Annotated in this window: 12 protein-coding genes; 9 read left to right on the forward strand and 3 right to left on the reverse strand. The window is 64.0% G+C overall.

The annotated features are described in order from the left end of the window. Window positions 1-141 precede the first annotated feature (141 nt). The 4 genes from SH412_RS14775 to SH412_RS14790 all read left to right on the forward strand — a co-directional run bounded on the left by SH412_RS14775 (window position 142) and on the right by SH412_RS14790 (window position 4,215). A complete protein-coding gene (locus SH412_RS14775) occupies window positions 142-1,110 on the forward strand; it encodes an aspartate carbamoyltransferase catalytic subunit (protein ID WP_336518780.1) in 969 nt (322 codons plus the stop codon). Then, window positions 1,107-2,384: a dihydroorotase gene (locus tag SH412_RS14780; RefSeq protein ID WP_336518781.1), complete on the forward strand. Its 1,278-nt coding sequence runs from the start codon at window positions 1,107-1,109 to the stop codon at window positions 2,382-2,384. Before SH412_RS14775 ends, SH412_RS14780 begins: the two co-directional genes overlap by 4 nt. A gap of 144 nt (window positions 2,385-2,528) precedes the next feature. After that, the gene (locus tag SH412_RS14785) at window positions 2,529-3,182 is read left to right on the forward strand and encodes an NYN domain-containing protein (protein WP_336524164.1); all 654 of its coding nucleotides are present in this window, start codon (window positions 2,529-2,531) and stop codon (window positions 3,180-3,182) included. 211 nt (window positions 3,183-3,393) lie between these two features. Continuing rightward, window positions 3,394-4,215: a hypothetical protein gene (locus tag SH412_RS14790; RefSeq protein ID WP_336518782.1), complete on the forward strand. Its 822-nt coding sequence runs from the start codon at window positions 3,394-3,396 to the stop codon at window positions 4,213-4,215. 42 nt (window positions 4,216-4,257) lie between these two features. Here the strand turns inward: SH412_RS14790 and SH412_RS14795 are convergent, their stop codons facing one another. Both SH412_RS14795 and topA read right to left on the reverse strand, forming a co-directional pair. Further along, window positions 4,258-5,514 carry a mandelate racemase/muconate lactonizing enzyme family protein gene (locus SH412_RS14795; protein ID WP_336518783.1) on the reverse strand — a complete coding sequence of 419 codons (1,257 nt, stop codon included), beginning with the start codon at window positions 5,512-5,514 and terminating at the stop codon, window positions 4,258-4,260. 250 nt (window positions 5,515-5,764) lie between these two features. Continuing rightward, window positions 5,765-8,407, reverse strand: coding sequence for a type I DNA topoisomerase (gene topA, locus SH412_RS14800; RefSeq protein ID WP_419555809.1), 2,643 nt, complete (start codon window positions 8,405-8,407; stop codon window positions 5,765-5,767). A gap of 526 nt (window positions 8,408-8,933) precedes the next feature. Between topA and SH412_RS14805 the strand changes: the two genes are divergently transcribed. The 5 genes from SH412_RS14805 to SH412_RS14825 all read left to right on the forward strand — a co-directional run bounded on the left by SH412_RS14805 (window position 8,934) and on the right by SH412_RS14825 (window position 17,842). Further along, window positions 8,934-11,492 (forward strand): hypothetical protein, encoded by a 2,559-nt coding sequence (locus SH412_RS14805; protein ID WP_336518785.1) that lies wholly within the window; start codon window positions 8,934-8,936, stop codon window positions 11,490-11,492. A gap of 352 nt (window positions 11,493-11,844) precedes the next feature. Beyond that, the gene (locus tag SH412_RS14810) at window positions 11,845-12,606 is read left to right on the forward strand and encodes an ABC transporter ATP-binding protein (RefSeq protein WP_336518786.1); all 762 of its coding nucleotides are present in this window, start codon (window positions 11,845-11,847) and stop codon (window positions 12,604-12,606) included. Window positions 12,607-12,747: 141 nt separating this feature from the next. After that, window positions 12,748-15,462, forward strand: a complete 2,715-nt coding sequence (locus tag SH412_RS14815; RefSeq protein WP_336518787.1) for a Gldg family protein — start codon at window positions 12,748-12,750, stop codon at window positions 15,460-15,462. 88 nt (window positions 15,463-15,550) lie between these two features. Beyond that, window positions 15,551-17,146, forward strand: a complete 1,596-nt coding sequence (locus tag SH412_RS14820) for a DUF4340 domain-containing protein (protein WP_336518788.1) — start codon at window positions 15,551-15,553, stop codon at window positions 17,144-17,146. Between the two features lie 228 nt (window positions 17,147-17,374). After that, the gene (locus SH412_RS14825; RefSeq protein WP_336518789.1) at window positions 17,375-17,842 is read left to right on the forward strand and encodes a thioredoxin family protein; all 468 of its coding nucleotides are present in this window, start codon (window positions 17,375-17,377) and stop codon (window positions 17,840-17,842) included. A gap of 31 nt (window positions 17,843-17,873) precedes the next feature. Here SH412_RS14825 and SH412_RS14830 read toward each other — a convergent pair whose 3' ends face one another. Continuing rightward, window positions 17,874-20,225 (reverse strand): Tex family protein, encoded by a 2,352-nt coding sequence (locus SH412_RS14830; protein ID WP_336518790.1) that lies wholly within the window; start codon window positions 20,223-20,225, stop codon window positions 17,874-17,876. Window positions 20,226-20,240 lie beyond the last annotated feature (15 nt).

Consider the following 20,240-nt stretch of genomic DNA (forward strand, 5'->3'; position numbering starts at 1 on the left):
GCATGAAGATTGAGAAGTATGTCCGCGGACGCCGCGGGACGTCCCCAGGCCGATTCCCGCGCCGCGGGCGATTGAACCTCGTCGCCTTCATCGGTAGCATTCGCAGGAGAATTCAATCTCTCCTGCCGGGCACTGGTTGTCATGCCTGCCGATTCCGACTCTCCGGCCTCCTGGTCCCGGCCGCATGTCCTGGGCCTGCAGGAACTTTCCGCGACGGAAATCACCTGCATTCTCGATCGGGCCGCGGAGTTCAAGCAGCTCTCGACCGAGGGAGAAACTCGCCTTTCAATCCTGAAAGGAATCACCGTCGGCAACCTGTTTTTCGAACCCTCGACGCGTACGAAAACCAGTTTCAGCCTGGCGGCGAAGCGGCTGGGGGCCGACACGGTCGACTTCGCTGCTGCCGGCAGCAGCCTCAGCAAGGGCGAAACATTCATTGACACCGCCCGCAACATTGAGGCGATGGGCGTCTCGACAATGGTCGTCCGCCACAGCACCTCCGGCGCTCCGCACGTCCTCTCCCGGAACCTGCGGGCCTCGGTCATCAACGCCGGCGACGGGACCCACGAACATCCCACGCAGGGACTGCTGGATCTCTTTACGATCCGGCAGCATCGCGGCTCCCTGGAGGGGCTGACGGTGGCTCTCGTCGGCGACATCCTCCACAGCCGCGTCGCCCGGTCCAACATCTGGGGTCTCAAGAAGCTCGGCGCCCGCGTGATCGTCTGCGGGCCGGCGACGCTGATTCCTCCGCGGGTCGAAGCGATGGGCGTCGAAATCAGCGACGACCTCGATGCGATTCTGCCGGAGCTGGACTGCATCAACCTGCTGCGGATTCAGGCCGAGCGCCAGCGCAGTGCGTTCTTTCCTTCGATCTACGAATACGCCCACTTCTTCGGGATGAACGGCGACCGCGTCCGCCGCGGAAAAGACGACCTGCTGATCCTGGCGCCGGGGCCGATCAATCGCGGAGTGGAACTGACGCCCGACGTCGCCGACGGGCCGAACAGCGTCATTCTGGATCAGGTGACGAACGGACTGTTCGTCCGGATGGCCTGCCTGGCTCTGACTCACGAAGCCGCGACGCGCGGGAAAGGGGGTCCGGCATGAGCTCCCTGCTGCTCAAGAACGGCCGCGTGATCGATCCCGCCCGCCAACTCGACGCCGTGACCGACGTTCTGATCCTCGACGGTCGAATCGCAGAAGTCGGCACATATGCGGGCCACGCGGACGAAGTGCTCGATTGCACGCGGCAGATCGTCTGTCCGGGGTTGATCGATACCCACGTCGGCATTCGCGACCCGGGGTTCGAAGAAGACGAAACCACGGCGACGGCAACCGCAGCGGCCCTGGCGGGGGGCTTCACGAGCATCGGCGCAATGCCGGATACACATCCTCCCGTCGACAACGCGGCGGCGGCCGAATACGTCGTGCTGCAGGCGGCTCGCGCCCGGCAGTGCCGGGTCTATCCCCTCGGGGCCGTGACGCGCGACCACGCCGGACAGGAACTGGCCGACCTCGGCCAGCTCGCCCGCAGCGGCGCCGTCGCCTTTACCGACGCCAAAACGCCGATCGCCAGTGCAGAGATCATGCGGCGGGCGCTCGAATACTCGCGAATGTTCCGCTGTCCGGTCTTTTCGCATCCGCAGGACCCGACGCTGACGGCGGGCGGCGTCATGCACGAGGGACTGCACTCAACGCTGCTCGGCCTGCGCGGCATGCCGGCGGCGGCCGAGGCGATCCTGGTCGGTCGCGACATCGCCCTGGCCGAACTGACCGGCGGGCGCGTCCACTTGATGTGCATCAGCACGCGTCACGCTGTCGAACAGATCCGCCGGGCCAGACAGGCGGGGTTACGGGTGACGGCCGATGTCACGCCGCATCATCTGACGCTGACCGACGAATCGCTCAGTTCGTACAGTTCGCAGTACAAAGTCGACCCGCCGCTCCGCAGCGCCGAGCACATCGAGGCGCTGATCGCCGGGCTGCAGGATGGCACGATCGACGCGATTTCCGCCGATCATCAGCCGTTCGCCGCCGAGAAGAAGGACCGCGAGCTCGACCAGGTCCCCTTCGGCATCGTCGGACTGGAGACGCTGCTGCCGATCTGCATCCGGGCGCTGGTCGAACCGGGGCACCTGACGTGGCTGCAGTTCATCGCTCGCCTGACGACCGGCCCGGCCCGGATTCTGGGAATCGAGCGTGGTACACTGGCCCCCGGCGCCGAGGCGGACGTGACCATCATCCATCCGGATCACGCCTGGACGATCGACCCGAGTCGCTTCCGTTCCCGCAGCCGAAATACGCCGTTCGGCGGCTGGCAGGTCCGCGGACGGGCTCAGACCGTGCTGGTCGGAGGCGAAATCCGCTACCGGGCGAGCTGAGTGAGCCAACTGCAGAGTGCCAGAGAAAAGCCATCCACCATCCACTGACCACTGACCACTGACCACTGACAAAAGGACGACCACCAAAGTCCTCCATACCCGATTCTCTGAAGGAAGGAGGTTCCCATCGCGACGCCCTTCCTCATTCTCGACGGCTATAACTTGCTGCATGCCGCGGGGCTGGCCCGGCTGAAATATGGCGTCGGCGACCTGGGTCGGCAGCGCACGCGGTTGCTGGCCAGGATCTCCGAGAAACTCAGTCCGGAAGAGCAAACTCGTTGTACGGTGGTGTTTGACGCTCGCGAGCCTCCGCCGGATGCGAATCCTCACCAGCGGCATCAGCAGATCACGGTGCTGTTTGCCCCGGACAGCGGCGACGCCGACGAAATGATCGAAGAACTGATCCGTCGGCACCCGTCGCCGCGCCAGCTCGTGGTCGTTTCGAGCGATCATCGGCTGCAGAAGGCGGTGCTGAGACGCAGCGGCAAGGCGGTCGACAGCGAGGTCTGGCTGCATCAGCTCGACCGCCGCCCCCGCGCGGGCAGCAACCCGGCACCGGCGCCGGCGGTCGATCCCAGACGCGCCGTCGACGACTGGCAGCAGGAATTCGGCGAGTTCAACGTGGACGAACTGGCCGCCGAAGTCGCCGCAGAGTCCTCCGACGCCGCGCCGAAGGAGGACTGGGACCGGCACGTGGATTTGCTGGAGAGGCAGCTCGGCAACCCTGCGGAACTGGAACGCTGGCTGGACGATTCCCGGACAAAGAGTCCGCGCCGACAGGCGCCGCCCCCCGGATGAGCAGTTCGGAAATGACCGGAATGCTGAATTGCGGGGACGCGAAGTCTGGGAAAACCCGCCGATTTTCGCGCTGGAACGGGGATCTGCGGTTTGACGGAATGTCTTCAGTTCTCCAGAATTGACGTTCAGGTTCCGTCGTCCAGTGCAGCGCGGCATTCCGGCAGCGGCCGCCCATCCTTCTAACTTCGAGCGACTGCGAATGGATCTTCCAATGACGAAGTCCGGTCACGTCTGGCGTTGGGCCGGTCTGAGCCTGGTAGTGTCCCTGGCCGTCGGCTGCGGCTACGAAGAGTACAACGCGCGTCTCGCCGAAACGGCGAAGTATTTCGCCTACCAGGAAAAGATGAATTCCAACCTGGCGGCGCCGGTGCGCGAAACTCCGATCGAAGAAATCCGCCTGCCGCTGCAATTCGCCGCCCTTCCCAAACCGAAGCCGCCGGCGAAGCGTGAAGACGGAACGACTCCGGATGAAGAGCCGTTCGATCCCCGCCAGCCCAACTACGTGAACGTCACGCTGCCGGGACTCGCCGCCGCCTGGCAGGCGCCGATCGACACGCTGGTGGACGGGAAGCCCGAGAAGCGTCCGGGCTACATTTACGCCCTCTCGAACTACTGGATGTTCGTGACGGGACAGACTGAGCTGGCCCCCCTCTTCACCCGGGATACCCGTCGATTGATCGCCGCGACGTTCGGCACGGTGATCACCGACCCGGACGGCGTCGGCGACCGGGAGAGCTATCCGCGGGCCGCCCAGTACACCACGCCGGTTCCGTACGACGTGACGCGCCTCAATCCGGAAATGCTGATCAGCGACGTCCGCTACACGGTGGAGCTGTTTGCGCATCAGGAGGGAGATATCCATCTCATCCTGATGGTCGTGCTGCCGCGCGACGCCGACCTGCAGCACTCACGCCTCAACGAGCGCATTCCGCTGATGCTGGAAACGCTGAAGCTCTCCAACAAGAAGCCTTCAGCTCCGCCGGCGAAAGGGGGCGCCACTCCGGCCCCCGCGCAGCCCGCCGCCTCGTTCTGAACGGCGCAATCTCGGGTCAACCGGCGCACTCGGGACGTTCCGTCAAACGGCATACCGGCGCACGACCTCCTCGCGAATCTGAATTCCCAGTCCGGGCGCGGTCGGGACCGCAATCGCTCCGTCCGCCTCAACGACAATCGGCGATTCGACAATCTCCGTCCTCCACGGATTCTCCGACTGGTCGTATTCGACCATGGGCGTGTCCGTCGGCAGGCCCCAGTGAGGATCGGGAAGCAACGACACCAGGTGCGTCGTGGCGGCGATGAGGATTGCGCCGCCCCAGCAGTGCGGCAGACAGGTGACTCCGGCAAGGGACGCCATCTCCGCAATGAACAGGACCTCGCCGATGCCGCTGCAGAGGCTGACATCGGGCTGAATGATGTGAAACGTCCCCCGGTCGATCAGTTCGCGCGCCGAGGCGCGGGTATCGAGCCCCTCGCCCCCGGCGAGCGGCAAAGGAAGCTTCGCCCGCAGCTCTTCGTAGCCGGCGTACTTTGGCGACTGCGGCAACGGCTCTTCGAAGAAGTCGAACTCCAGCTCGTGAAGCACTTCTCCCATCCGCAGCGCGCTGCCGAGCGTGTAGGCCGCATTGCCGTCGACCATCAGCCGCACATCGGGACCGACCGCCTTGCGGACGGAACGGGCGACGGCAGCCTCGCGCGCGACCGAGTATCGCCCGAGTCGCATCTTCAGAGCGCGAAATCCGGCGTTGACAAGCTGCTCGGCCTCGCGAGGAAACAACGTTTCCGGTTCTTCGCCTTCGACATAATTCATAGCCGACGCGTAGGCCGGGACGCGGTCCCGCAATCGACCGCCGAAAAGTTCGGCGACGGGCAATTCCAGCATCTTGCCGCGCAGGTCGTTCAGGGCGATATCGAGTCCGCCGACGGCGAGCGGCTGGCCGAAATTGGCCCCCCACAGCATTCGCGTGAGCTTGCGATGTTCGAGGGGGTTCTGCCCGATCAGCTTCGGCGCCAGGTTGTCGTCGATGGCCCCTTTCGTACCGCTCACCGAAGCCGTTTCTCCCCAGCCGACGAGCCCGGTATCCGTCTCGATTTTGACCAGCAGGGTCGAGCGCGTTTTGTCGAGGGGAACCGAGACCGACACGCCGAAGGCGCGCTTGAGCTGCGTCCGCAGCAGAAAGGTCTCGACGCGCGTGATTTTCGCCTGCGGCAGTCCGGATTCGTTCCGGGCGTCGTGAGCAGCCCCCTGCCGCGACCACCCCAGCCCGGCAGCGCCAGCCGCGCCGAATGTCGCCCCCAGAAACCCGCGACGCGATGAAGGCGAGGTCGCAGCCATCAGCAGGACTCCCCAAAGATCTTGACGCGCCGCCGGAGACTCGAAGGCGGGCGTGGAAGCCGCCAGCGTAAGGGGGGCGTCGCTCCATTGCCAGTAAATGCGCCGCGCAGCGCGCCAATCGACCGCGAATCCCGTCGAACGAGGGTGCGAGCGGAAACGAACTCGCCGGATCGCAGGGCTGCGACCCGGTGAGCGTTTTTCGCTGATGGAGGAAGACAGGGAAGAGCCGTCTCGGCGGCGGCCGACTCGCTCAGCTCGCCTTTTTCTTTTTCGCGGCCTTCTTCTTGACGGGCTTGTCGCCGGCGGCTTTGGCCGAGGCTTTTTTCGGGGCGGCTTTGGCCGAGCGGCCGCCGCGTCCCTTCTTGGGGCTCCCCTTGGCCGCCCGCTCGGCAATCAACGTGACGGCTTCTTCGAGCGTCAGCGTCATGGGATCCTTGTCCTTGGGAATTGTGGCGTTGACCTTCCCGTGCTTCACGTACGCGCCATAGCGGCCTTCGAACACGCCGATCATTTCGTTGTCGGCGGGATGCTTGCCGATTTCCCGCATCGGGGTGACTGCGGCCTTGGCGCGCGCCTGCGAGAGCAGTTCGACGGCCTTGGGCAGATCGACGGTCAACACGTCGTCCTCTTTGCCGAGCGACTTGTACGTCTTTTCGTGCAGCACGTAAGGACCGTACATCCCGATGCCGGCTTTGACGACGTGTCCGGTTTCCGGGTGGTTGCCCAGCGTCCGGGGCAGATGCAGGTAGGCCAGCGCGTCCGCCAGCGTCACAGACTGCGGATCTCTGTTCTTGGGAATCGAAACCCGTCGGGGCTTGGCTTCGCCGTCGCGGACTTCCCCGAGCTGCAGATACGGGCCGTAGGGACCGACGAGAATGAAGATCGAATGGCCGGTGTCCGGGTCGATTCCGAGCGACTGCGGCCCCGCCTTTTTCATCTCGATCAGCTTCGTCGCCATCTCGTCGGTAATGTCCGCCGGGGCGATGTCGTCGGGAATGGACGCGGTGACGGGCTGTCCGTCGTGCTCGGTCTCGAAGTACGGCCCATACCGCCCGACCCGAACTTTGGGTCCCAGCCCTTCGAGCGTCAAGGTGCATGCGGTGCGAGGATCGATCGACCCTTCTTTGTCACGGACCTGCCCGTCCAGACCGACTTCGCCCGAGTAAAACTGCTTGAGATAGGGGAGCCGCTCCGCTTCGCCGCCGGCGATGTCGTCGAGCGTCTGCTCCATCTTGGCCGTGAAGCTCAGGTCGACCAGATTCGGGAAATAGTCCTCGAGCAGACGGGTTACGGCCAGCGCCGTAAACGTCGGCACGAGCTGATTACCGACTTTGCGCACGTACCCACGGTCCTGAATGGTTCCGATGATCGTCGCGTAGGTACTGGGACGTCCGATCCCCTCGGCTTCGAGCGTTCGCACCAGCGTCGCTTCCGTATATCGCGCCGGAGGTTTCGTCTCGTGACCGACGGAGGCCAGCTCGCTGCAGTTCAGGGCGTCCTTCTCGTTCAACGGAGGCAGCGCGGCTTCCGTATCGTCGAGCGCCGCCTCGGGGTCGTCGACTCCTTCCACGTACGCCCGGAAGAAGCCCGGGAATTCGACGTGCCGGCCGGTCGCGCGGAATTCCGCGTCGGCCGCCTGGATTGTCACCGTCTGGAACCGCAGGCGGGCCTCGGCCATCTGCGTGGCGACGGTGCGTTTCCAGATCATCGCGTACAGCACGGCCTCGCGCCCGCTGAGTCCGTGTTCTTCGGCGGTTTTCATTTCCTTGCCAGCGGGGCGGATGGCTTCGTGAGCCTCCTGGGCGTTCTTGGCCTTGTTGGTGAACTGCCGGACTTCCGGGCTGAGATACTCCTTGCCATACCGCTGTTCGACGCATGACCGGGAGGCCCCGATCGCCTCCTGCGACAGATTGACGCTGTCGGTACGCATGTAGGTGATGTAGCCGTCCTCGTAGAGCCGCTGCGCCACCTGCATCGTCTCGCGGGCCGACAGATTCAACTTGCGGTTGGCCTCCTGCTGGAGCGTACTCGTCGTAAACGGCGCGTACGGCTTGCGGGTCTGCATCCGCGTTTCAACGGTCGAAACGACCCAGGGCTGCCCGTCGAGCCGGCCTTCCAGGGATCGCGCGGCGGCTTCATCCAGCAACAGGACGTCGGCGTCGGGCTTCAGTCGGCCGGTGTTTTCGTCGAAGTCCCGTCCGCTGGCGACCCGTTTGCCTCCCACGGTGGCCAGAGCGGCATCGAACGTCGCGCCGCTCCGGGTGGCCAGCGTCGCCTTCAGGTCCCAGAACGAGCCCGACTTGAACGCCAGCCGCTCCAGTTCGCGCTGGACAATCACGCGGACCGCCACCGACTGCACCCGCCCTGCGGACAGACCGGGCGCAATTTTCTTCCAGAGCAGCGGGCTGAGGCGGTAGCCGTACAGTCGGTCGACCACGCGTCGCGTTTCCTGCGCCGCAACCAGATTTTCGTCGAGATCGCGCGTATGGCTGATCGCCTCGAGGATGGCCTCTTTGGTAATTTCCGAGAAGACCATCCGCTTGACCGGAACGCGAGGTTCGAGCAACTGGGCCAGGTGCCAGCCGATGCTCTCTCCCTCGCGGTCTTCGTCGGTTGCCAGAATGAGCTCGCTGGCGAGCTTCAAGTTGTCCTTCAGCTCTTTGACGAGCTTTTTCTTTTCCTTCGGGACGACGTAAAGCGGTGCGAAGTTGCCATCGACGTTGACCCCCAGATTCGACCACGGCTCCTTCTTCAGCTCCGGGGGAATCTCGGTGGCGCTCGCCGGCAGATCGCGCACGTGCCCCATACTCGCCTGGACGATGTAGTCCTTGCCGAGGTATTCGCCGATTTTTCGGGCTTTGGCCGGCGATTCGACGATCACCAGGCCCTTAATGCTCTTGCCTGCCACAACGATGGCCCTGAAAGGGGAAATCACGCTTCAGATGATGGGAAACAAACCGCCAGGATGCGTTCACGCCGCCCTCCGCCGCATCGCACTGCCTCTCGGCCCTCTTTTCACCGCCGACCGTCCCCCCTCTCCGGACTTCCCCGCTTCCGGGAAACGGCACGAGTGCGGTGGCAGGTCCCGGACGGAGAAATCGAAGGGAAGAAAACAGTCTTTGACGGTCGATCGGTCGGCCCAAAGGGGCTGCGGCAGCCCGGAAAGCGCGACGAGTCAGTCTTCGCAAACCTCCGCCCGCAGGCCCCCGGCCTGTGATTCGGATGACGCGATCTCTTGTCGTCGGTTGACCTTGTGTCCGAACCCCGTCACATTACAATGCCGCGGATCGGCCACAGGTCGCTAAAAGACCCGGCCATCCATAAAGCATCTTTCGACGCCGTGTCAAGCGTTCCATCGGCAAGTTGTCCGATGTCAGGGATGTGAAACTCCTCTTTCGGCTACGAGGTCAGGACGGCTCATGAGTTCACCGCTTGAGGCCTTTCGCAAGCACCAGCGCGTCATGATGGCGGCCCTGACGGCCCTGTCGATGATCGCGTTTATTTTTCTCGATAACCTCAGCCAGGCCAGCAGTATTCCGCCCGGCATGACGGTTCTGCTGCTGGCGTTGATCTGCGGCGCCGGGCTCTGGTTTGTCGGTGCGTCGCGCGGCAAAGGTTCGGAGTGGGCTTCGGCGGGAGCGATCATCGGCGCCATCGTCGGATTTATTTCCTTCTACACCTCCGGACCTCCCCCGGTGGCGACGACGGCGGTCAAGAATTTCACGCAGACCGACATCGCCGAACTGCAGAGCAAGCGCAACGTCGCCAACAGCTTCGTCTATGCCGCGATTCGGAAATCCGGAGTCGATCCCCGGCAGAACGCCGGCTTCGGCAGCGGCCAGCCCGATGCGATGGTCGAACACGCCCTCCGCGTCTACGAGGCGCATAAAGAGGGGATTCACCTGGCCGACTCCGCCGTCACCCAGTTCATCAACGACCTGACGGGCGAGAAACTCAGCAAATCGGACTACAAAGCGGTTCTGCGCGAGATCGGAATCTCGGAAGGGGATCTCTACAACGTCCTCCGCGAGGAGCTCGAAGCGCGTCTCGTCGCCGGCCTCAACGCCCCCCCGTACGGCGGCGGCGGACGACTGCCGGTTACCCAGACCCCGGAACAACTCTGGGAGTACTTCTGCCGGCTGCATGTCAAGGAAGCGATCAGCGCTGTTTCGCTGCCGGTCGCGTCGTTTGTCGGTCAGGTTCCCGAGCCCAAGGAGCCGGAACTGCTCGCCTTTTTTGAACAGCACAAGAATTCGCTGCCTGCTCCAGGCCGGCCAGGCTTTCTGATCCCCGAACGGGTCCGCCTGGCCTACCTGATGGCCGACTTTGAAAAGTTTGAAGGGAAGGCTGCCGAGCCGACCGACGCAGAGATCGCCGAATACTACGAAAAGAACCGCGAGCGCTATCGCGTGCGTTCCATTCCGGAATCGGGCCAGCCCGGTGCCGAGGCCACGAACGGCGGTCCCGCCGACGCTGGTCAGCCCGCCAATCCGCCACCCGCTGCTGCCCCGGCCGGCGACGGGCGCCCGCCCGCTCCGGCCCTCCCGGAAGGCGCCGCCGCGAAACCAGCAGCCGAGCAGCCAGCCCCTGCTAAGCCCGAGGGCGAAGCTGCGGCTGAGGAGAAACCCAAGTCGTGCGGCGAAGACGAACCTGCTGAAAAACCGACCGCGGCAGAAACCAGCACGACGCAGGCCGACGAGAAACCGGCCGACGTGCCTGCAGCCAAGCCGGAGCCCGCCAAGGCCGACGAACCGACGGCAGCCGAAACGAAGCCGGCTGCTGACACTGCGCCAGTCGTCGAACCGGGGAAATCGCCCCTCGACCTTCCCGCATTGCCGCCGCTGCCGGGAGCCGGAGCCAAGCCTGCCGAACCGCAGTACCGGACGCTGGACGCCGATCTGAAGTCGGAAATCCGCGATCAGCTCCTCCGCGAGAGAACTTTCCAGTTGATGGGAGAAGCGATCGACGCCGGGTTCAAGAAGATGGGCGATCTTTCGGGCGGATTCCTGGGGAAGGACGATCAGGAACTGGCGGCAGCCTACACGGCGGCGGCGGATTCGCTGAAGTCGCTGGCGAAGGAATTGAACCTGGAATACGTCGAGACGCCGCTCCTGACCGAGGAGCAGCTTTCAGACGGCAAGAGCGACCCGATCGGCATGGCCATCGATGGCGCACAGCCGTCGAATCCGTTTGCGCAAGCAACCAGCGTGACGGACGCAGTCTTCGGTACGACCCAGATTTACTTTGCCCGGCGGGCGGAGAGCGTCGGCGAGCGGCGCTACGCCTACTGGAAGATCGCGGACGAGGCGCCACGTGTTCCCGAATTCAAAGACGAGGGCGTCCGCGACGCGGTTCTGGCCGCGTGGAAGCTCGAAAAAGCTCGTCCGCTGGCCGAGAAACGGGCGCGTGAACTGGTCGAAATCGCCCGCAAGAACGGCGGGGATCTCGCCGCCGCCCTCGCGGGTCAGACGGTGACGGGAGCGGCCGACGGCAGCGCCGTCACGGTTCTGAATCCGCCGAAGTTCAGTTGGATGAGTCAGCCGCAGAACGTGCCGCAGCAGTCTTTCCTGCCGACTCAGCCTCCGACGATTTCGTCGGTCCTGGGGATCGACAATCCCGGTCCGGCCTTCATGAAAACCGCCTTTGGCGAACTCAGCCCGGGCGAGATCGGCGCCGCCGCCAATGCGACCGGTTCCGAATACTACGTCATTCGTGTCAACGAACGGGACGGAACCGGCACAACGCCCGATGCCGCCATCACGGAGAAGGCGTTCGAACAGCAATTTGCCAACGAAGGCCGTACCGGCGCCGACGGACGATCCGCTCCGCTGTTCGGATTTATGCAGTTCGGCCTCCCCTCGCCCTACATCATGATTTCGTTTGAAGCCCAGCAGGCGATCGAAGAGGCGCGACGTCGGCAGTTCCAGGAAAAATACGGTGTCGTCTTCTCCGGTCCGGAGTCGCAGCCGACGGAGTAATGCCGACAGGCGCAGAGTAACGCTCGCTCAGATTTCCATCGCGGGGCTGGAGCCGACATCGGGCCTCCAGTCCCGCGTTGGAGTTCTGGCGGCTGCATTCGGCGGGAAATGGGCGCCCGCAGGTCGGCTCGCAAAAGGCGGGCCGGCGGAGCAGGGTCGGCGATTTCCGCGGCCAGTGACTGGAAATCGTCCAGCGCCGGCAGTAAAGAGTTCGTATGCAAAATGGGTGATCCCTCCGAGCTGACAGTCCGTCAGCGACTATGTTCGGGCATATGACCAGTGGGTCGGCCTGACGTCCCGGGGGGTTGTTGTGAGCCTCCAGAACAGCGATTCCTGCGAGAGACAACAGCCAATGAGCGAGACTGCAGTCGTGGGCGGTGGCGGTTCAGCCCCCCGTCCGATGATCGAGGCGATCGGCCTCAGCAAATTCTACGGGTCCTTCCTGGCGACGCAGAACGTGACGTTCTCGATCCCGTCCGGGCAGGTCTGTGCGTTTCTCGGCCCCAACGGCGCCGGGAAATCAACGACGATGAAAATGCTAACGGGCTTCCTGGCCCCCAGCGAAGGCCGGGCGCTGATCGCCGGGCACGATGTCGCAAACGACCGGCTGCAAGCCGCAGAAGTTCTCGGCTACCTGCCGGAAAACGGTCCACTGTATCTGGAAATGACCCCCGCGGGTCTCCTCAAATTCGTCGGTCAGGTCCGCGGCATGTCCTCGGCCCGCCTGCGCGAGCGGCTCGATTTTGTCGCCGACAAGTGCTCGCTGAAGTCGGTCTGGGGCAAGCCGATCAGCAAGCTCTCCAAGGGGTTTCGCCAGCGCGTCGGCATGGCCCAGGCCCTGCTCCACGATCCTCAGGTGCTGATTCTCGACGAACCGACCAGCGGCCTCGACCCCAACCAGACGCACGGCGTCCGCGAGCTGATCCTCAGCCTCAGCCAGAGCAAGACCATCCTGCTCTCGACGCACGTGCTGCAGGAAGTCAAAGCGGTCTGCTCGCGGGTCATCCTCATCAACGAAGGTCGCCTGAAACTCGACGGGACCGTCGAAGACCTCGAAGGTTCCGGACACGATATGGACGCCCGCTTCCGCCAGTTGACCGGCGCCGGTCGCTGACGCTGATCCGTCGTCCCGATTGACCAGTTTTCTGCCGGTCCCGCACGCTGTGCGCCGATTGGCGTCGGCCAGTGTCAGACGCAGTCTGACCGCCGTAAAAACTTCCCGTTCCTGCTCTGCTCACGCGAGGGTTTCTCGAAGATGCCGCGCAGCCATGTGATTTACGCCGTGTTCAAGCGGAACTTCTGGAGCTATTTCTCCGGAGTCACCGGCTATCTGTTCATCATCGCGTTTGTGACGCTGGGGGCGTATGTCGCCTTCAGCGAACGTTTCTTCACGAACAACATCGCCAGCCTCGACCTGCTCAACGAAATGTTTCCGTGGCTGCTGCTGTTCATCGTCCCCGCCATTACGATGAACATCTGGTCGGAGGAGCGCAAACTCGGCACCGACGAGCTGCTGTTTACGCTGCCTGTTTCGGACCTTGAGGTCCTGCTGGGCAAGTTCAAGGCGGTCGTGGCGGTCTACACCGTCGCGCTGGCCTTTTCGCTGTCGCATGCAATTTTCCTGGCCAGTATCGGACAACCCGACTGGGGCCAGCTCATCGCCGTCTACTTCGGTTACTGGCTGGCCGGCGCCGCCCTGCTCTCCGCGGGCATGCTGGCTTCCGCTCTGACCAACAGCGCCCCGGTTGCCTACGTCTTCGGCGTACTCTTCGCGGCCGTCCCGGTCGTTCTGGGAACCCAGTCGTTCAAGGCTTCTTCGACGATCGCGGACCTCTGGCTCGTCGGCGGGCTGGTCGATTTCCTGGGCCGGGCGCTGCAATGGGCCAGCGTGGGCTGGAATCTGACCCCCTTCGGCCGCGGCCAGATCCAGCTCGGGAACGTGCTGTACTTCGCCTCCATCGCCGCGTTCTTCCTGTTTCTCAATTACATCGTCATCAGTCGCCGTCGCTGGAACAGCGGCGCTCCCGTTCACGCCGCGATGCCCTGGCACATGCTGGCCCGCGGCCTCTGCGCCCTCGTGATGGTGATCGCCGCCAGCATCTTCTTCGCCCAGCGGATGGAGTCCGTGCGAGCCGACCTCACCAGCGAAAAGCTCTACACTCTCACGTCGACGACCTACGACGTCCTCAAGCAGGTCAGCGACAAGCGCCCGGTCACGATCCAGGCATTCGTCAGCCGCGACGTCCCTCGCGAATACGTCGGCAAGCGGACCGAGCTGCTCGGCACGCTGGATCAGTTCCGCTCGCTGGGTCGCGGTCGCGTGACCGTCCGCGTGATCGACGTCACCCCGTTCAGCGCCGACGCCGATGAAGCCCGCGCCCTCGGCGTGGAGCCCCGGAAAGTTCAGACCGAACGGGGCGGACGCGTCCTCGTTGAAGACGTCTTTCTCGGCGCGGTGGTGCAGGCCGGCGCCAGCGAAGTCCTGATTCCGTTCTTCGACGTGGGGATTCCCATCGAGTACGAGCTCACGCGATCGGTCCGCACGGTGTCGCAGGAAGAACGGAAGAGCGTCGGCATTCTCGACGGCGACGCCAAAGTCGGCGGCGGCTTCGATATGAGCTCGTTCCGGAGCAGCCCCGAGTGGCGGATCGTGACCGAGTTGAAGAAGCAGTACAAGGTCGAGATCGTCCCTGCCGACGCCCCGATCGACGAGAAGAAATACGACGTCCTCGTCGCGATTCTTCCGTCGTCCCTCAACCAGCAGCAGATGGAAAATCTGGTCAACTACGTCAAGTCGGGACGCCCGACGCTGATCCTCGACGACCCGATCCCGGCCTTCAACCCGGGACTTTCGCCGCACCAGCCAAAGCCCCGCCAGGGGGGGAACCCGATGATGGGCGGAATGCCGGGCGAGCCGAAGGCGGACGGCGGCACGGCAAAGAGCCTGGTCGATCTGCTGGGAATTCAGTGGAAGTTCGACGAAGTGGTCTGGGACACCACCATGAAGAAGCTCCACCCGGAATACGCCGACGTCGTCCGGGAGGAAATGGTGAGCATCAGCCCGCAGAGCGGAGTGGCTTCCGCCTTCAACAAGGACAACGAGATCACCAGCGGTCTCCAGGAAGTCCTGCTGTTCTTCTCCGGCACCATCCAGCCCCGCCAGGGGAGTAAGCTCAAATTCGAGCCCCTGCTCCGGACCGGCACGTCGAGCGGCCTGCTGCAATGGGACGATCTCGTCGAGCCCGGCTTCATGGGAGGGATCGAGATTCGCGAAGATCCGCGTCGCAAAGCAGACGACGACGCGCACGTCGTCGCCGCCGCCATCACATCGCCGAAGGACGCTCAGGGGGACAAGATCAACGTCGTGTACGTCGCGGACTGCGATCTGGTCTCGGACTGGTTCTTCGGAGTCCGCGAACGCCGCCTTTACAATCTCGACCTCGACAACGTGACCTTCGTGCTCAACGCGGTGGACCACCTGTCGGGGGACACGTCCTACATTCCTCTCCGCAAGCGTCGCGCGAAGCACCGGCCGCTGGTCCTCGTGGAGGAGCAGAAGTCCCGCTTCATCGACGAAGCCTCGAAGGATCGCGAGACGGCCGCGGCCGACGCCGCCAAGGCTCTCGACGACGCCAAGGCCCGTTTCAAGGAGAAGGTCGACGCGATCCGCAAGGACACTTCGATGGATCAGATCGCCAAAGCCCAGGCGCTCCTGATCGCTCAGGAGGAGGAACAGCGCCGCGTCAGCGTCGAAGAAGCCAACATCGAGCGGACCAAGCAGACCCAGATCGAGAAGAGCCGGGTTCGCATGGAACGCCAGGTGAATTCGATCGAGGCTTCTTTCCGGCGACTCGCACTGCTGTTCGCTCCGATTCCCGCCCTGCTGCTTGGACTGGCCGTCTGGATCAAGCGTCTGCAGGACGAGTCCCGCCAGGTTCCCGAGTCCCGCCGGCTGGCCGGTCGGAAATAGTCCCCGTTCCGTCCGTCGGTCATCGCGTTCGTTTTCCGTTGAATCCATTTCCCTGGAACGTCGCCGCAGACGCCTCAGGAGTATCAAGATGAGTGAATCGGCCAAGACCTTGAGTTTTCTCGGCGCCGCCCTGCTGACGGTGGTCCTTGCCTGGGGCACGAGTCCCAATCTGCGCCAGCAGCCGCAAGATTTCAGCGAAGTCGGCAAACCGTTCTTCCCCGACTTCAAAGATCCCGCGGAGGCCAAAGCCCTGGAAGTCGTCGCCTACGACGAATCGACCGCCTCCTCCTCGGTCTTCAAGGTCGAGTTCAAGGACGGCGTCTGGCGCATTCCGTCGCACCATAACTACCCCGCCGACGGCAAAGAACGCCTGGCCAAGGCGGCCGCTTCGCTGCTCGACCTGAAACGCGAAGCGCTCGTCGGTCGCCGCGAGTCGGAATACACCGAATTCGGCGTCGCTCCCCCGCTCGGCGACAGTTCCGCGGATCTCAAAGGCCGGGGCAACCGCATCACCCTCAAGTCCGAAAGCGGCGCCGATCTGGTCGACTTGATCATCGGCAAGGCCGTGCCCGGCAAGTCGGGATATTTCTACGTCCGCCGCCCGGATGAGAAGCAGACCTATACCGCCAAGCTGGATATCGCTCTCTCGACGAAATTCGGAGACTGGATCGAACCCGACGTGCTCAAGCTCGACGGTCCCAAGCTGGTCGACATTCTGGTGGAGAAGTACTCGTTCCAGGTTCAGGAGAACGGCCGCGCGAAGATGGAGGGCCACGAGGTCAACGAGCTCTCGCGCGCGAAGTCCGCCGACCCCTGGACGCTCAAGGGGCTCGACGTCGAGAAGGAAGAAGTCAACCAGGACGAAGTCCGCAAGCTGGTCGACGCTCTCGACAACCTGCAGATCGTCGGCGTCCGCCCGAAGCCGGCCAAACTCAGCAAGGACCTGCGGCTGGCGGAAGGGATCTCGCTCGATACCGCGACCATGCTCGACCTGCAGTCGCGCGGGTTCTTCTTCGTTCCCACCAAGAACGGCGAACAGCTCGTCTCCAAGGAAGGGGACCTGATCGCCATGACGGACGAGGGAGTCGTCTACGAAATGCACTTCGGCGACGTCTTCTCGGGCTCGACCGAAGAAATCGAAATCGGCGGGATGTCCAAGTCCGACGCGGACAAGCCGAAAGACGGCGAAGCCCAGGAAGGCGACGCGGAGAAAAAGGATGACGCCGGCCAGAAGAAGAGCCGCTATTTGTTCGTGACGGCTTCGTTCGACGCCGACAAGATTCCCGGCAAGCCGACCGAACCGGTCGAGCCCACGCCTCCGGGAGAGCAGCCCGCCGTCGACGAGAATGCCTCGGCCGACGCCACGAAGGCCGCCAATACTCCCGAGGGAGAGGATCCCCAGAGGGTCTACGAAGTGGCGAAGATCAAGTACGAAGGGGACAAGAAGAAATACGAATCCGATCTCAAGGCCTGGGAAGAGAAAACGAAATCGGGCGAAAAGAAGGTTGCGGAACTCAACGCCCGCTTCGCAGCCTGGTACTACGTCATCTCGGCCGAGAACTTCGAGAACCTCCGCCAGGGACGCAAGACATTGGTGAAGGAAAAGGGCGCCACCCCTCCGGCCAACCCGGCCGCGGGTCCCGGTCCGGGGCTGAATCTGCCGAACTTCGGTCAGGGAAAGTAATTCCGCCCTGCCCTGCCGGTCTAAGTTTCACGAAATCAAAGGGCCCGCGAGGTCGCTTCCTTGCGGGCTCTTTCGTTTGGCAAGCTGGAACGACTTTTCCGGTCAGTCGGATCGTTCTTGACGCCGGATTTCGATCAAAGGCTCAAACGGCATGAGTGACGCGCCAGCCGATTCCGATAGATCCTCGCGGGGGCAACACGCAGGAGGGTTTGTCGGAAGAGGTGCGTCATGGATCGTCGGCAATTTATCGGGCAGGTGCTGGGAGTCACGGTGGCGGCCTGTCTGGCGGACCGCGTGACCTTTGCGGCGGAAGCGAAGCTGAAGTGGCAGACCAGCCTCAAGAACGCGCAGAAGATCGCGCTCGATGAGAATAAGCTGCTGCTGGTCGTCTTCGGCGCAAGCTGGTGCACGTTCTGCCACAAGCTCGAACGTGAAACTCTGGTCGACAAGAAGATTATCACGCTCGTGGAACGGGAATTCGTTCCGGTCCACCTCGACTTCGACCGGGAAACCCGGATCGCCAAACTGCTCGATGTCGAGCAGCTTCCGGCGACCGTCGTCCTGACCCCGCAGGCCGATCTGCTGCTCCATCACATTGGCTATCTCGAAGCCCGAGCGTACGAAAAGAACCTGCTTTCGGCCGTTCAGAAGCGGGCCGATATCGCTCAGGCGAAGCAGTCGACCATCGTCAAATGACGCCCCGGTCCGGATGCCGTTCGGTCGCCGCTCAGCGATCCGGACGGGCATTCCAGGCCTGCTTCAACTGGTCGAACCCGCTCAGGGGCTGGCCGGCCGCCGGGGCCGGCCGATCGGCTTTCGGTCGCGACGGAGCCGGCTGGCGATTCGCTGCGGGCTTGGCTGCCGGCTTCTCGGCATTCCCAGCCGGCGGCGACGACGCTCCGTCGGGGGAAATCAGCGACAGCCCGATCCGGCGCCGTTCGCGGTCGACGTTCAGCACCCAGGTCTTCACGACGTCGCCAACGGAAACGACCTCCTGCGGCGACTTGACGAATCGCGTCGACATCTGGCTGATATGGATCAGCGCCGAGTCCTTGAGCCCCACGTCGACGAACGCGCCGAAATCGACGACGTTCAGCACCGTCCCTTGCAGCTCCATGCCAACCTCGATGTCGTCGAGCGACAGCACGCCCTTACGGAACATCGGCGGCGGCAGGTCGGTTCGCGGATCGCGCCCTGGACGCTGCAGCGCTTCCACGATATCCCGCAGCGTCGGCTCTCCGACCCCTAGCTCGTCGGCGAGCTCCGTCACAGACGCCCCGGCAAGTCTCTCCCGCAACTGCTCGCTATGTTCAGCGCCGGGGCTCAGGTCCGCCGCCTTGAGTCCCACGCGGGCCAGCAGCCGCCGGGCGACGTCGTAGCTCTCGGGATGGATCCACGTATTGTCCAGCGGCTCTTCGCCGGTCAGTTTGAGGAATCCGGCCGCCTGGGTGAATGTCCCCGGACCAATGCCGGGAACATCCAGCAACTGCTTCCGCGATCGGAACGGACCGTGCTGGCTGCGGTACTCGACGACCCGCCGGGCGACGAGCTGATTGAAGCCGGAAACGTGCGCCAGCAATGACGCGCTCGACCGGTTCAAGTCCACGCCCACGAAGTTGACGCACGATTCCACGACCCGGTCGAGAACCTCCTTGAGCTGCTTTGCAGGCAGGTCGTGCTGGTACATGCCGACGCCGATGTGCTGCGGCTCGATCTTGACCAGCTCGCTCAGCGGATCCTGCAGCCGCCTGCCGATGCTGATCGTTCCCCGCGCGGTTGCATCGAGCTGCGGAAACTCCTCGCGGGCCACGGCGCTGGCGGAATAGATGCTGGCCCCCGCTTCGTTGACCACCACATAGCTGAGATCGGGCCGGTCAGTGCTGATGATCTCGGCGACCAGCTCCTCCGACTCCCGGCAGGCGGTTCCATTGCCGATGGCGACGACGCGGCATTCGCACTGGTCGATGATTTCAATAAGCCGGCGACGCGTCTCGTTGCGCTTCTCCTGACTGCCGATAATCGTCAGTACGTCCAGCGCCAGAATGCTCCCCGACTCGTCCAGCGCCGCAATCTTGCAGCCGGTCCGGTAGCCGGGGTCGATGGCCAGCACGCGTCGCCCCTGCACCGGCGGCTGCAGCAGCAGTTGCCGCAGGTTCCGCGCAAACACATCGATCGCGTGCTTCTGAGCCCGCTCGGTCAGATCCCGCCGAACTTCTCGCTCGATGCTCGGTTCCAGAAACCGCCCGATCGCATCTTCGGCAGCCCGTTCCAGGATCGCCTGCGCCGGATGCCGGTCGAGCCGCAAAATGTGCCTGGCCGACTCCAGCGCCCGGGCGGCATCCCATTCGAACTTCACGCGCAGCGCCCCGGCCTCCTCGCCGCGATTCAGCGCCAACACGCGATGCGGCGGCATCCGAGACAATGGCTCGCCGTAGTCGAAGTAGTCTCGAAACTCCTGGTGCGTCTGGGCGGCCCCCTTCGTCGCTGCGGACGAAAGCCGCCCCCCCTCCCAGGCCAGCTTGCGACAACGCTCGCGCAGCATCGCTTCTTCGCCAATCCTCTCGGCCAGGATGTCATGCACTCCCTGCAGAACCGCCTCCACATCGGCCAGTTCCTTGCCGGGATCGACGAAGCTCGCCGCGCGCGCCTTCAACGCAGCCTCGTTCAAAGCCCCCTCCCAGACCTGCGCGGCGAGGGGATCGAGTCCGCGCTCGCGGGCTGCCGACGCCCGCGTCCGCTTCTTGGGGCGAAACGGCAGATACAGGTCATCCAGTCGCTTCAGGCTGTCCGCCGCCAGGATCTGACGTCGCAGCTCCCCGGTCAACTTGCCTTGCGCCTCGATCAGCCGCAGGACGTCCTCAGCGCGCTCAGCCAGTTGCCGCGCGAGGCGCACGCGATCCTGGATCTCCAGAATCTGCGTCTCGTCCAGGTTGCCGGTCTGCTCTTTCCGGTAACGCGTGATGAAAGGAATGGAGTTCCCGGCGTCGAGCAGCTCCAGCGTCTTCCGGACCTGCTCGACCGACAGCTTCAGCGCGGCGGCAATGCCGGAAAGTTCAATCGCGGTTGTCGCATCCGCCATGACGTGACCTTCAGT

The organism is Planctellipticum variicoloris (genome assembly GCF_030622045.1).
GTDB lineage: Bacteria > Planctomycetota > Planctomycetia > Planctomycetales > Planctomycetaceae > Planctellipticum > Planctellipticum variicoloris.

What these genes read in the sequence shown, in the direction of transcription:
- SH412_RS14825 (WP_336518789.1), top strand. Translation starts at nt 17,375, where the DNA reads ATGGATCGTCGGCAATTTATCGGGCAGGTGCTGGGAGTCACGGTGGCG.
- SH412_RS14805 (WP_336518785.1), top strand. Translation starts at nt 8,934, where the DNA reads ATGAGTTCACCGCTTGAGGCCTTTCGCAAGCACCAGCGCGTCATGATG.
- SH412_RS14810 (WP_336518786.1), top strand. Translation starts at nt 11,845, where the DNA reads ATGAGCGAGACTGCAGTCGTGGGCGGTGGCGGTTCAGCCCCCCGTCCG.
- SH412_RS14790 (WP_336518782.1), top strand. Translation starts at nt 3,394, where the DNA reads ATGACGAAGTCCGGTCACGTCTGGCGTTGGGCCGGTCTGAGCCTGGTA.
- SH412_RS14795 (WP_336518783.1), bottom strand. Translation starts at nt 5,514, where the DNA reads ATGGCTGCGACCTCGCCTTCATCGCGTCGCGGGTTTCTGGGGGCGACA.
- SH412_RS14820 (WP_336518788.1), top strand. Translation starts at nt 15,551, where the DNA reads ATGAGTGAATCGGCCAAGACCTTGAGTTTTCTCGGCGCCGCCCTGCTG.
- SH412_RS14775 (WP_336518780.1), top strand. Translation starts at nt 142, where the DNA reads ATGCCTGCCGATTCCGACTCTCCGGCCTCCTGGTCCCGGCCGCATGTC.
- SH412_RS14830 (WP_336518790.1), bottom strand. Translation starts at nt 20,225, where the DNA reads ATGGCGGATGCGACAACCGCGATTGAACTTTCCGGCATTGCCGCCGCG.
- SH412_RS14780 (WP_336518781.1), top strand. Translation starts at nt 1,107, where the DNA reads ATGAGCTCCCTGCTGCTCAAGAACGGCCGCGTGATCGATCCCGCCCGC.
- SH412_RS14815 (WP_336518787.1), top strand. Translation starts at nt 12,748, where the DNA reads ATGCCGCGCAGCCATGTGATTTACGCCGTGTTCAAGCGGAACTTCTGG.